The sequence below is a fragment of the Alcaligenes pakistanensis genome, assembly GCF_014652815.1.
Taxonomy (GTDB): domain Bacteria; phylum Pseudomonadota; class Gammaproteobacteria; order Burkholderiales; family Burkholderiaceae_B; genus Alcaligenes; species Alcaligenes pakistanensis.
The window spans coordinates 781228-793674 of record NZ_BMZN01000002.1 but is presented as its reverse complement, the minus strand read 5'-3'; the positions used below and the strand labels follow the sequence as shown (position 1 = coordinate 793674).

Below are 12447 nucleotides of genomic sequence, written 5' to 3'. Positions count from 1 at the left end.
GCTCAACTGAAACGAATGCGAGGGTCGACCAGGGTGTAGGAGATATCCGCCAGAATCAAACCGGCGATATAAAGCATCGATCCTAAAAACACCATGGCACGCACAATGGAAAAGTCCTGGGCATTGATGGCATCAATGGTGAAGCTTCCCAGACCCGGAATACCAAAAAAAGACTCTGAAATCAGGCTGCCCATGAACAGAAGCGGCAAGGCAGACACGGTGCCTGTCAGGATGGGCAGGAGCGCATTGGGAAGGACATGACGGAACAGCACGGTAGATTCCGCCAACCCCTTGGAGCGCGCGGTACGTACATAGTCGCGACTGGCCTCTTCCAGAAACAGGCTGCGATAAAAGCGGGACTCGGCCCCGACTCGGGACAGAATTCCGACCAGTACAGGCAAGACCAGGAAGCGCCAGTTATCCATGCCTTCCACCCAGCCTGAAAACGGTACCCAGCGCAGCACTCTCGCAAACATCCACTGCCCGGCAATGATGTAGAACAGGCCTGAAATAGACATCAGCACTACACACAGCACAACGGCAGAAAAATCCAGCCGCGTTCCCCGGAAGAACACCATCAACAAGGCAAAGCTGATACACACCCATAAACCAAGGAAGAAGGTGGGCAAGGCCAGTGCCAGACTAGGCCCCATGCGTTGCTTGATCTGATACGCAATGTCCTGCCCTTGATCGGACAGGCCAAAATCCAGCCGTAGCAAGGGGACGGAGCGTTCGTAAAAAATCGTGTCGGTCAGACTCTTACTGCCCTGGGCTTCGGAGTTATAAAACAGCGGTTTGTTATAACCACGCTCCACCTTCCAGTTATCGATAGCAGTCTGGCTGACGCGTTGGCCACCAATAGACAGGCGCGCCATATCGTCGGGCGTATTAACAGCAAAGAACAGCACAAAGGTCAGCAGATTGACCCCGATCAGAATCAGTACGCCATACAGAATGCGCCGCAGCATATAGGAAAACATCAGTCTTTCTCCTTGCGCAGTGCTACCTGACGACGTCGCGCCTGCGCTTGCGAGCGCAGCATCCACAACAAGACCAACACGATCAGCACCACCGGAATGGCGGGCCACCAAACGGGGCGGTTCCAGCTGTCAATTCGTTCCACGCGCTGCTCGGGGTCAATACGGTAATACTGGATTCCATCACGCACCATCAAGGAGGGTTTGGCATTGCCAACCCAACTTTGATAGGCGCCACCGGCATTAGGCACATAGCCGAACATCCAGGGTGCATCGTGCTGTACCAAGCGAATCATTTTCTGCACCACGGCCTCTTTATCCGGGCCATCATTTAAAAAGCGCATTTGCTCGTAGAGACGGTCAAATTCGGCGCTTTGATAATTGGCCGCGTTTTCGCCACCAAAGTCTTTTTTTGCCTGCGGCCCGTACAGCAGAGTGAAGAAGTTTTCGGCATCCGGGTAGTCGGCCACCCAGCCCCAGATGAACATCTGCGCTGCGCCGCGCTTCATCTTGTCCTGAAAGCGGTTGTAGTCGCTGGCACGTACTTCCAGCTGTAAACCCACCTGGGCCAGTTGACGCCGCATCCAGTCCACAGTGGCGTCCGAGCCCATGCCCATCATGGAGTCGTAATACAGAATCAGAGGTTTGCCAGTGCGGCTGTCGCGCCCATCGGGATAACCGGCTTGGCGCAGCAAGTCGCGTGCCTCGTCCAGGCTGCGACGCTTCACCACACCATTGTCTTTGGTATAGACGTAGGGGTTAGCACCTTGCGGCAGAGGCTGGTAACCGGGCACACCGGGCGGCAAGGGGCTATGTGCGGCCTGCCCCTGATCATTCATGAAAATGGAAACGTACTGCTCCCAGTCGAACACGATGCTGATAGCCAGACGCAGCTTGCGATTTTTCTCGAACTGCTCGGGCGTGTCGCCCTGCCCGACAACCGGGTCGTGCCAGTTAAAGCCCATGTAGAACAATTGCGCTTCCGGGGAAGTGCGCAATTGCAGGCCACGCTCCTGATACAGATTCGCTTTGTCCACGGAGTCCTGTGCGGCCACGGTCATGGCAACACCGTACTCGCCCCGCTCTACCTGTGGAATGTCGTAATAGCCTTGCAGGAACTTACCCATCAAAGGCACGCCCTCTTTTTCCAGGGAGAACACGACTTTGTCTAAAAAGGGCATGGGTTTGCCGCAGTCTTTCAGCAGCCCGGCAGCCTGATCGCCGGGCTCGCCTACACATGGGTAAAGCTCGCCTCGGTAATTCGGATTGCGGCTAAGCACATGGCGGCGGTTGGTCAAGGATTCCGTCAGCATGAAAGGGCCCGTTCCCACCGGCCAGCTATCCAGCGTCAGATTGTGCTGCGCCATGCGAGGCTGGCTATAAAAGCGCTCGGCCTCCCAGGCCATAGGAGCCGTAAAAGTCATGGCCAGCCAATACTTAAACTGCGGATACTTTCCTCTCACCTCGATGCGCAGCGTGTGCTTGTCCAGGGCTCTTACGCCCGGCAAGGAATAGGGACGTAAATCCAGCCATTGCGGACGTGGCTCTTGTTTGTCGATCTGCGCCAGCTCTTCGCTGAACTCTTTAAAGCCGCGAATATGCTCGGCCATCACGCCTAAAACGGGCGAAGCCAAACGCGGGCTGGCCAAACGTTTGAAGGCGTACACATAATCATGAGCCGTCAATTCTCGTGAGCCGGTATAGGCAAAGTCACCAATACTGAAGGCGTCGTTCAAGTCCGGAGCCCGCATGGGGTAATAGCGGTAGTCCCCTTGCTCGTCTTGAGCAAAGGCTGGGTGCGGCTGAAAGGCGATGCCTTTCTTGATAGGAATGTCATAACGACTGATCGCCACCTGTTCACCCGGCGCATCGGCAGGCAATCGATTACCTTGCTCATCCAGATACACCGGATCACCCAGCAGCTCGGCGGCAGCTTTGGGAATCAGGCGATACGGCCGATCCAGGTAGTGATAGCCGTAAAGTGGTTCATAGATCGAATAGGTAAATGGCGTTTCATCCCCGGAGTAGGACAAGGCCGGGTCCAGGTGATTGGGCGAGCGGGTCGTGAACGCGCTGTACAGCGTGTTTTCCGCAGCACTTTCTTCGTGATAAGGGCTGTTAACAGGCTTGGAACAAGCGGCCAATACAGTACATATCAGAACCAGCCCGAACCGCCGCAAGGGGCTCAACATTGCCCTTGCTGCCAGCAGTCATAGCGCCACTTCCAAGGTGCTACCGGATTGGGCTCGGACCAAATACCGACACGTGCCTCTTTGGCTTCACGCTCAAGCCCGTCAATGCGCGGGTCACGCAGGAAACGGCCACGCTTTTCGCGATTCGCCATTGCCATACCGGCACGCACCAGCTTCTGATTGGCGGTTTCGCCATCTTCCAGCGGCACATCGCACACGGCACGGCCATGACGGTCGCGCTCATAGCAGGACAGGGTCAGTTGCTTGCCGGCCACCAGGTCCGACAAGAAGCGTCGCGAGGCAACCGCAAAGGGCTGACCAAGGCGACGGCTGTCTTTGCCGGTTTCTGGCGCATCAATACTGGCTAAACGCACCCGCTGCTGCTTATTATTACTGCTCAAAATCGTCAGGGTATCGCCATCGGCTACCCGCACCACGCGTCCCGTCAGCTCGAAGTCTTGCGCCTGAACGGGCAAGGCCCAGGCAGCCATCAGGGCAGTCAAGCCTGCACAAACGGCTACGCGCCGCGTTAAAGAGGAAAAGCCGGACAGGGAAAACACAGTCATGATGCGGACAAGGCTCCAGGCGGATAGCAGAAAACTAGGCTAACAAATTATAGATACTGCGCACCGCCTGTCCAGAGCAATCTCCCTAGTAGTCAGGCCTGAATCAAGACGCTTGCAGACGGGGCCAGGCACGGTGCAGATACCAAGAGGTCTGCTCTACGCCTTCCACACCAAATACGGTCGATGGTTCCTGCTGTACACGCTGGGCCGTAAACAGATCGGCCACGGCATCCGGGGCCAGTTGGCGCATCAAACAAGCCTGGTACAAAACGGCCAGTTTCTGTGTCCAGGCCCGCCCCCCGGCTTGGGAAACATTGCCCAACAAGGCCTCAGCTGCCCGGCCCAATTCAGCATCATCACCACAACGAATGCGCAGGTCTGTCTGCAAGGCCTCGAATACACCGTCCTGACTCAAGGCACGTTGCACATCCAGGCACATGACATTGCCTGAACCTTCCCAAATAGAGTTAACAGGGGCTTCTCGCAAAAGACGCGGCATGGGCCCCTCTTCGATATAGCCATTGCCACCCCAGGTTTCCATGGCTTCGGCACATAAAGCAATGGCACGGCGGCAGACCCAGAACTTGGCGGCGGGGGACAATATCCGCTGCACAGACTGCGCGACCGGATCATCGACACGATCTTGCAAGTCCACCAGGAATAAAGCCAGATGCGCGGCAGCTTCACTTTCAATGGCCATGTCCAGTAGGACAGCCTGCATCAAGGGTTGCTCGATCAAGGTTTTACCAAAACCAACCCGGTGCTGACAGTAGTGCAAGGACTGGACCAAAGCCTGCCGCATCAAAGCCGCACTGCCCAGCACACAATCAATACGGGTTCGGGCGGCCATTCCAGCCAGCAAGGCAATACCACGACCGGCCTGCCCTACACGCCAGGCCTGAGCCCCATCAAAATCGATCTCGGCACTGGCGTTGGAACGATTCCCCAGCTTGTCTTTCAGCCTGCGTATATAGCGACGGTTCAGGCCGTACTCGGTATAGCGCGGCATCAAAAAGCAGGAAAACTGTTCATGCTCACGTGCCAGTACCAGATGAGCATCGGCCTGCGGCACGGAGAAAAACCATTTATGCCCATAAAGGCGGAATGCAGCGCCATCCGGATGGGCCTCAGTGGTGCAGCCGCGCAGGTCAGAGCCGCCCTGCATTTCTGTCATGCCCATTCCTAAAAGCACGCTGTGCTTTTGGCCCATTACCTGACTGGAAGGGTCGTACTGATTTTGGTCCAGCTGCGCAGCCCATTCCTGAAACGGGTCCGCCTGCAAGAGGGGGGCCGCGGCACGCGTCATGGTTAAAGGGCATAGGGTGCCAGCCTCGATCTGGCCGTGCATATAAAACCCCATGGCCCGTTCCAGATGCTGACCGGGCTGCGGCTGGTGAGGCCAGATATGCAGGCCCTGCTCCATGCCCAGGCTCATCAAGTGATGCCAGGAGGGATGAAAGTCCACCTGATCAATGCGCTGACCTTGCGCTGACCAGCCACGCCATTGCGGTGGCTCTTGATTGGCCAAGGCCCCCTGCTCACGCCAATAGGCCGAGCCCAGTTTTCGACCGTAATCCGCCAGTCCCGCCTGAGCCTTGTTTGACAACAGTTTTTTTTGCCAAAGCAGTAAAACCGGGTCCTCGCCAAACAGATCATCATCCATCAAATCCGGCACCTGATTCTGTAACTGCTGTTTCAGATCCATCACGCCTCCTTGATATCAGCCCCCGGCTCTTTTTACCCCTGTCTTACGCTAGAGCCATTTGGCCTTCTTGAATTTCCAGTATAAAAAGCCGCAAACGCTACCCATCAAACCCAAGGCCAAGGGGTAACCCAGCGCCCACTCCAGCTCCGGCATGAATTTAAAGTTCATACCGTAGATACCCGCCACTGCCGTTGGCACCGCCAATATAGCGGCCCAGGCTGCCAGCTTGCGGGTGGTATCCGTTTGCTGCATCTGCCCGATCATCAGGCCACCTTCAAACGCGAAGGCCAACGCTTGGCGCAAGCTGTTGATAAATTCAGAGGTACGAGCAATACGGTCTGCTACCTCACCAAAATAAGCACGGCTTTCAGCATCCACATACGCCAACTCAATCCGCGCCAAACGGCGGCTTAACTCCGCCAAGGGCGACACCACGTTATAAACACGCAGCAAATCGCGTCGCAAACGATAAATGCGCCGCACATCGTTCTCTTTGAAGCCACGGATCAAAAACTGCTGCTCAATGGCTTCTACGGCCTTTTCAGTTTGCTCCAGACAGGCCTGATACTGATCCACAATCAGATCCAGCAATTCCGATGCTACAAAATCACTGCCGCGCGCCAGCAGTTCCGGCGTGCTTTCCAGGCGGGCGCGCAATTGCAAATAATTGCTGTTGGAGCCTCGACGTACGGTCAGCAGCAAGCCGTGTGCAATCAAGATCTGAGTAGTACCAAAAATGGGCCGCAGCTCTTTCAAGCCCAAGGTGATCGCCACCACAATCAGACAATTGCTAAATTCCAGCAGTTTGGGACGACGATGCGGAGCAATCAATTCCTCGATTGCATTCTCTGGCAGACCAAGCTGAGCCCCAATCTCGCGCAAGCTCGCCTCGCTGGGATCTTTCAGGCCTATCCAGATAAAGCCATCTTGCGAAGGACCATGGCCGGGCAAATGGTGGATATCCAAAGCCTGAGCAGGCTGGCCAGATCGATAGCGATACGCGGCCACTACCACATCCTGTGCATCGGGCGTGGCCGGAGCTACTTCTTCCATGCTGTCTCCTTGCAGACAAAGCAGATTTTTTTGTTCGATAATAGCACTGGCCTACCCCGGCACTGCGACAGTAGCAACTTGCAAGGAAAGACATGAAATCACGATCCATCCTGTGCCTTGGCGCACTGATTCTGGCTGTAGGCGTAGGTTTGGGCGCCTTCGGTGCCCATGCCCTGCGTGCCATGGTTGATGCCTCCGCGCTGGCAACCTGGCATACCGCCGTCCTGTACCAATTGCTGCATGGCCTTGGCCTGTTGCTGATCGCCGCCTTGAGCTCGCAATTGAATCCGGTCTGGCAATCCCGCAGTGCCATTTTCATGCTGGCTGGCGTGCTGATTTTCAGTGGCAGCCTGTACATTCTGGTACTGAGCGGTGTGAAATGGCTGGGTGCGATTACCCCTATCGGCGGGGTGGCCATGATTCTGGCCTGGCTCTTTCTGGCTATGGGCGCCTGGCGCGGCAAGGACGCCTGACCCAAGGCCTCTGTCTCCGTATAATGGGGCGCATATTCTGCCTACCAGGAGCGCCCCGTGTCTGATTCCGCTTTTTCTTTACGCGAATTTACTCGCCAACTGCCCAAGGCTGAACTGCACCTTCATATTGAAGGCACGCTGGAGCCGGACTTGATCTTCAAACTGGCCCAGCGCAATCACATTACGCTGCCCTACCCCGATCAGGCCAGCCTGCACGCTGCCTACCAGTTCACCGATCTGCAGTCTTTTCTGGATCTGTATTACGCCGGGGCGGGCGTGCTGATTACTGAACAAGACTTTTTCGACATGACCTGGGCCTACTTTCTGCGCGCCCAGGCCGATGGCATTGTCCATGCCGAAATCATGTTCGACCCCCAAACCCATACGGCACGCGGTGTTGCCATGGAAACCGTCTTTGCCGGTCTGGCCCGCGCCGCTCGGCAGGCCAAGTCTGAACTGGGTATCAGCAGCTATTTTATTTTGAGCTTTCTGCGCCACCTGAGCGAGGCCGACGCCTTCGCCACGCTGGAAGCCGCCCTGCCCTTACGCGAGCAATATGCAGACCTGTGGATTGCTATTGGCCTGGACTCCTCGGAAAAGGGCAATCCACCAGCCAAGTTCGAGAAGATCTATGCCCGCTGTCGCGAGCTGGAATTCCGGCTGGTAGCCCACGCGGGTGAAGAAGGCCCGGCCAGCTATGTGCGTGACGCGCTTCAACTATTAAAAGTAGAACGCATCGACCATGGCGTGCGCAGCCAGGACGACCCGGCCTTGATGCAGTACCTGATCGACCACGCCATTTCCCTGACGGTCTGCCCCCTGTCCAATATCAAGCTTAAGGTCTTTGACAGCCTAGACGAACACAATCTGAAGCACTTGCTGGATCGCGGCCTGAACGTGTGCGTAAACTCGGACGACCCAGCTTATTTTGGCGGTTATCTGCTGGACAACTATATGCAGACAGCCCAAGCGCTAAACCTGCAAGCCTCGGACCTGCGCACCCTGGCAGCCAACAGCCTGCGTTCTTCCTTCCTGCCCAAAGCACAACAGCAAGCCTGGCTGAACAAGCTGGAGAATGTGCCCTCGAATGACTGAACCTGCGCTTTACCTGCCAAGAGCGTTTTTTGCCCGTGATCCGCGCTACGTCGCCCTGGAATTGCTGGGCAAAACCCTGGTTTTGAATGACGAACGCGGCCAGCGCTGCGCCACCATTGTCGAGACTGAAGCCTATCTGGGTCCGCAAGATCAGGCGGCACACAGCCGACGCGGCCTCACAGAGCGCACCAGGCTGATGTTCGGCCCGGCTGGCTATGCCTACGTGTATCTGATTTACGGCCTACATCACTGCATGAATATAGTCAGCGGCGTGGAAGGGGATGGCACAGCCGTACTGCTGCGGGCTGCGGAATGGGTCTTGCCACAAAGCGGGCCCTCTTTGTCCGGTCCGGGTCGCCTGTGCAAGGGGCTGGAAATCGACAAGGGCTATAACGGCGCAGATGCCTGCACCGCCAAGCTGCATTGGCTGGATGCCCCCGCCCTGCCCCAAGAGCAAATCCAGATCGGCCCGCGTATTGGTGTGGACTACGCAGGCGCCTGGGCCAAGGCTCCATTGCGCTATGCCATTACCCATCATCCAGAGGTATCGGCCAAGCCAGGCAAAGCTATCAAAAAAGGCCATGCAAAGGGCCTTAAACGCCCCGCCTAGAACAGGTATTATTAATCCTTCAAGCTGAATGCTTCCCAGCTGCTTTTAAGGATTTTCCATGCGACTCTCCGTTCTACTTAGCGTACTTCCCGCCGTTTTGCTGGCCGCGTGCACTGCCACAGGCAATAGCTCACAAACTGGCTCGACTTCTTCGTTCAGCAATTCCTCGGGTGGCGTATGCAATGCAGATGCCTTGAGCCCAGCCGGTCAGACAGCCAGCCAAAGCCAGGTCGAACGATTGGTCAAACAAGCTGGTGCTGCACAAGCCCGCATACTGGCTCCAGACCGCATGTACACCACCGACTACGACCCGACCCGCCTGAGCATTCGAGTCGATGAACAAAACCAGATTATCTCTGTTTACTGCGGCTGATCAGAACATGACCCACGAACAAGCTCAAAACCTGCTCGATACGCTCTTCGCCCCCTGGGTGCAAGCGCTGAAGTTGCGCGTAGAACAGATTGCAGAGGACGGCGTGGTGCTGCGTCTGCCTTTTTCTGATCAGCTCACCCATGTAGCCGGAGTAGTCTGCGGTCAGGTTTATATGGCTGCGGCCGATACGGCCATGGTGCTGGCCGTCAGCCAGAGCCTGGGTGAGTTTCGCCCCATGACCACCGTTTCACTGAATACCAGCTTTGTGCGCCCGGTCAGCCAGGGAGATGTATTGGTTCACGCCCAGGTTCTGAAACGCGGCAAAAGCATGGTGTTTGGCGACATCAAGCTACAAGACGAGCAAGGCCGACTCGCCGCCCACGCCACCACCACCTACGCCCTGCTACCCGGCTGATCTTGCCACAGCCTATTTCTGGCCCGGCCAAGACAGACTCTGACACAAAACAAATGGTCGGGCGGTTTGTCATAGCGGGCTTGCCCCGACTATCATCGTCGTAGCACGCTAGCCGCAGGCAGAGTCCTGGGGCAGCGGCCTCATCCGATTCCTTGTTGATCGCATTTCTGGAGTAAATCAAATGGCAAAAGTCCTGGTTCTCTATTATTCCGCCTACGGCCATGTTGAAAAAATGGCTCAAGCGGTTGCCGAAGGCGCGCAAAGCGCTGGCGCTACGGTAGACATCAAGCGTGTCCCCGAACTGGTCCCGGAAGCTGTGGCCCAGAAAGCGAACTTCAAGCTGGACCAAGCCGCGCCGGTGGCTACCATTGCAGATCTGGAAAACTACGACGCCATTATTGTCGGTACCGGCACTCGTTTCGGGCGCATCAGCTCGCAGATGGCCAGCTTCCTGGATCAGGCCGGAGGCCTGTGGGCACGCGGTGCTCTCAATGGCAAGGTGGGCGGTGCCTTTACCTCTACCGCCACCCAACACGGTGGGCAGGAGCTCACGCTGCTGTCCATTATTCATAACCTGATGCACTTTGGCTTGATCGTCGTCGGCCTGCCCTACAGCTTTGCCGGTCAGACGCTGATCAACGAAGTGACTGGCGGCAGCCCCTATGGCGCATCCACCATTGCCGGTGGCGACGGTTCACGTCAGCCCAGCCAGAACGAACTGGATGGCGCACGCTTCCAGGGCCGTCATATCGCTGAAATTGCAATCAAGCTGAAAGGCTAAACGGAGTACACAGATGGGCATGATGATAGATGGACAATGGCATAGCAAAGAGCCTGCCAGCAACACGGCGTCCGATACGTTTCAACGTGCCCAATCTGTGTTCCGGGACTGGATTACCGCCGATGGCGGCCCCGGTCCCGACGGCCAGACGGCTCAACCCGCCCAGGCCAATCGCTACCACCTGTATGTCTCACTAGCCTGCCCCTGGGCGCATCGCACCCTGATCATGCGCGAGCTGAAAGGGCTGCAAAAACTGATTTCAGTATCTGTGGTCAACCCCATCATGGGAGAGCAAGGCTGGACCTTTGAGCCTGCGCAAGGCGTGGTCGCCGACCCGGTCATGGACGCCCAGTTCTTGTATCAGCTCTACGCCAAGGCGGACCCACAATTCACCGGCCGGATTACGGTGCCCGTATTGTGGGATAAGCAGCGCGGCACGATTATCAATAATGAGTCCGCCGAGATTATCCGTATCTTCAATACAGCTTTTGACAGCTTGGGAGCCAATAAGGTGAACATGGCTCCGGCTGATTCTCTGGCGCAAATTGACCAGATCAATGCCCATATTTATGACACCGTGAACAACGGTGTTTATAAAGCCGGTTTTGCCCGCTCACAGGCAGCGTATGACAGTGCTGTCCACGCCTTATTCGACAGTCTGGATGGGCTGGAGTCCCGTTTAGCCCAGCAACGTTATCTGACGGGCACACAATTGACCGAGGCGGACTGGCGTCTGTTCACCACTTTGATTCGCTTTGATCCTGTTTATGTCGGCCATTTCAAATGCAATCTGCGCCGTCTGATTGACTACCCTAATCTGTGGAACTACATGCTGGAGCTATATCAAATACCCGGCGTGGCGAGCACAGTCAGTCTGGACCATATCAAGACCCACTATTACGTCAGCCACCGGCACCTGAACCCAAGCGGAATCGTCCCGGCTGGCCCTGTTCTGGATCTGAACGGGCCCCACGGGCGCGGTCACTTGCCCGCCCAGCCAGGGCCCCTGCATATCGGTCTTCAGTAACCGGGGCGGTCGAAAATATCGGGGTTCAGCAGAATCGAGCGGTCGACCTGATTGATATCAGTACGACCGCAAAAGGCCATAGAAACATCCAACTCGTTAGCCATCAACTTCAGCAAACGAGCGACACCGGCCTGCCCTGCGGTTCCCAATGCATACAAGAAAGCACGCCCGATCATGGAACCTTGCGCACCCAATGCGCGTGCCCGCAACACATCCTGACCGCTACGAATACCGCCATCCACCAGAACTTCAATCCGGTCGCCGACTGCTTTGCTAATCGCCGGCAAGCAAGAAATTGAGGAAGGCGCACCATCCAGCTGACGGCCTCCATGGTTGGACACAATCAGGGCATCCGCACCGCTATCAACGGCGTAGCGCGCATCGTCCGCATCCATAATGCCTTTAACGATCAACTTGCCGCCCCAGGCATTCTTGATCCATTCAATGTCTTTCCAGCTCAGGCTCGGATCAAACTGTTCCGCCGTCCAGGTAGACAGGGAACGCAAGTCCGATACACCTTTGGCATGGCCGACAATATTGCCAAAGCTGCGACGCTGTGTGCCCAACATCTTGCGGCACCAGTAAGGCTTGGTGGCCAGATTCAATAAATTGGGAATTGTCAGACGGGGAGGCGTGGTCAGGCCATTTTTAATGTCTTTGTGACGCTGGCCCAAAACCTGCAAATCCAGGGTCAATACCAGAGCCGAACAATTGGCGGCTTTAGCACGTGCGATCAGGTTTTCAATAAAACTGCGGTCGCGCATCACATACAGCTGAAACCAGAACGGCGCACGAGTCGCCTGGGCCACATCCTCCAACGAGCACACGCTCATGGTGGACAAGGTGAAAGGAATCCCGAAATCGCGCGCGGCCAAGGCGGCCAGCATTTCACCATCGGCGTGCTGCATGCCGGTCAAGCCTGTCGGTGCAATCGCCAAAGGCATGGCCACATCCTGGCCCAGGAGCGTAGTCCTTAAGCTACGGCGATCAATATCTACCGCGACGCGCTGTTTGAATTTCAGCTTATGAAAATCCTGCTCGTTCGCATGGTAAGTGCCCTGCGTCCAAGAGCCGGAGTCAGCGTAGTCATAAAACATCTTGGGCACGCGGCGTTTAGCTGCCAAGCGGAAATCTTCAGTGCAGGTAATTTTCGACAGATCCATTACATTGGGCTCCAAAA

13 protein-coding genes are annotated in these 12447 nt (G+C 56.4%); 7 read left to right on the top strand and 6 right to left on the bottom strand.

Annotated features, from left to right (window positions below):
• Positions 1-2: 2 nt before the first annotated feature.
• From IE156_RS08585 to IE156_RS08565, 5 genes are all read right to left on the bottom strand, one after another.
• The gene (locus IE156_RS08585; protein ID WP_189392088.1) at positions 3-980 is read right to left on the bottom strand and encodes an ABC transporter permease; all 978 of its coding nucleotides are present in this window, start codon (positions 978-980) and stop codon (positions 3-5) included.
• The gene (locus IE156_RS08580; protein WP_189392087.1) at positions 980-3169 is read right to left on the bottom strand and encodes an ABC transporter substrate-binding protein; all 2190 of its coding nucleotides are present in this window, start codon (positions 3167-3169) and stop codon (positions 980-982) included. The genes IE156_RS08585 and IE156_RS08580 overlap by 1 nt, the downstream gene beginning before the upstream one ends.
• A complete protein-coding gene (locus tag IE156_RS08575; RefSeq protein WP_229841133.1) occupies positions 3163-3735 on the bottom strand; it encodes a thermonuclease family protein in 573 nt (190 codons plus the stop codon). The genes IE156_RS08580 and IE156_RS08575 overlap by 7 nt, the downstream gene beginning before the upstream one ends.
• Positions 3736-3838: 103 nt before the next feature.
• Positions 3839-5440, bottom strand: coding sequence for an acyl-CoA dehydrogenase family protein (locus IE156_RS08570; protein ID WP_189392086.1), 1602 nt, complete (start codon positions 5438-5440; stop codon positions 3839-3841).
• Between the two features lie 48 nt (positions 5441-5488).
• Positions 5489-6493 (bottom strand): magnesium and cobalt transport protein CorA, encoded by a 1005-nt coding sequence (locus IE156_RS08565; RefSeq protein WP_189392085.1) that lies wholly within the window; start codon positions 6491-6493, stop codon positions 5489-5491.
• A gap of 92 nt (positions 6494-6585) precedes the next feature.
• Between IE156_RS08565 and IE156_RS08560 the strand changes: the two genes are divergently transcribed.
• The 7 genes from IE156_RS08560 to IE156_RS08530 all read left to right on the top strand — a co-directional run bounded on the left by IE156_RS08560 (position 6586) and on the right by IE156_RS08530 (position 11267).
• Entirely contained in the window at positions 6586-6966 is a 381-nt protein-coding gene (locus tag IE156_RS08560) for a DUF423 domain-containing protein (RefSeq protein ID WP_189392084.1), read from the top strand.
• A 57-nt stretch (positions 6967-7023) separates the two neighbouring features.
• Entirely contained in the window at positions 7024-8061 is a 1038-nt protein-coding gene (locus tag IE156_RS08555; protein ID WP_189392083.1) for an adenosine deaminase, read from the top strand.
• Entirely contained in the window at positions 8054-8671 is a 618-nt protein-coding gene (locus tag IE156_RS08550) for a DNA-3-methyladenine glycosylase (protein WP_189392082.1), read from the top strand. Before IE156_RS08555 ends, IE156_RS08550 begins: the two co-directional genes overlap by 8 nt.
• Before the next feature lie 58 nt (positions 8672-8729).
• Complete coding sequence (locus tag IE156_RS08545) at positions 8730-9044, top strand: I78 family peptidase inhibitor (RefSeq protein ID WP_189392081.1); 315 nt, start codon at positions 8730-8732, stop codon at positions 9042-9044.
• Between the two features lie 7 nt (positions 9045-9051).
• Complete coding sequence (locus IE156_RS08540) at positions 9052-9459, top strand: PaaI family thioesterase (protein WP_189392080.1); 408 nt, start codon at positions 9052-9054, stop codon at positions 9457-9459.
• A gap of 181 nt (positions 9460-9640) precedes the next feature.
• The gene (wrbA, locus tag IE156_RS08535; protein WP_189392079.1) at positions 9641-10240 is read left to right on the top strand and encodes an NAD(P)H:quinone oxidoreductase; all 600 of its coding nucleotides are present in this window, start codon (positions 9641-9643) and stop codon (positions 10238-10240) included.
• A 13-nt stretch (positions 10241-10253) separates the two neighbouring features.
• Positions 10254-11267 carry a glutathione S-transferase family protein gene (locus tag IE156_RS08530; RefSeq protein ID WP_189392078.1) on the top strand — a complete coding sequence of 338 codons (1014 nt, stop codon included), beginning with the start codon at positions 10254-10256 and terminating at the stop codon, positions 11265-11267.
• Here IE156_RS08530 and IE156_RS08525 read toward each other — a convergent pair.
• The gene (locus IE156_RS08525; protein WP_189392077.1) at positions 11261-12430 is read right to left on the bottom strand and encodes an alpha-hydroxy acid oxidase; all 1170 of its coding nucleotides are present in this window, start codon (positions 12428-12430) and stop codon (positions 11261-11263) included. The genes IE156_RS08530 and IE156_RS08525 overlap by 7 nt on opposite strands.
• Positions 12431-12447 lie beyond the last annotated feature (17 nt).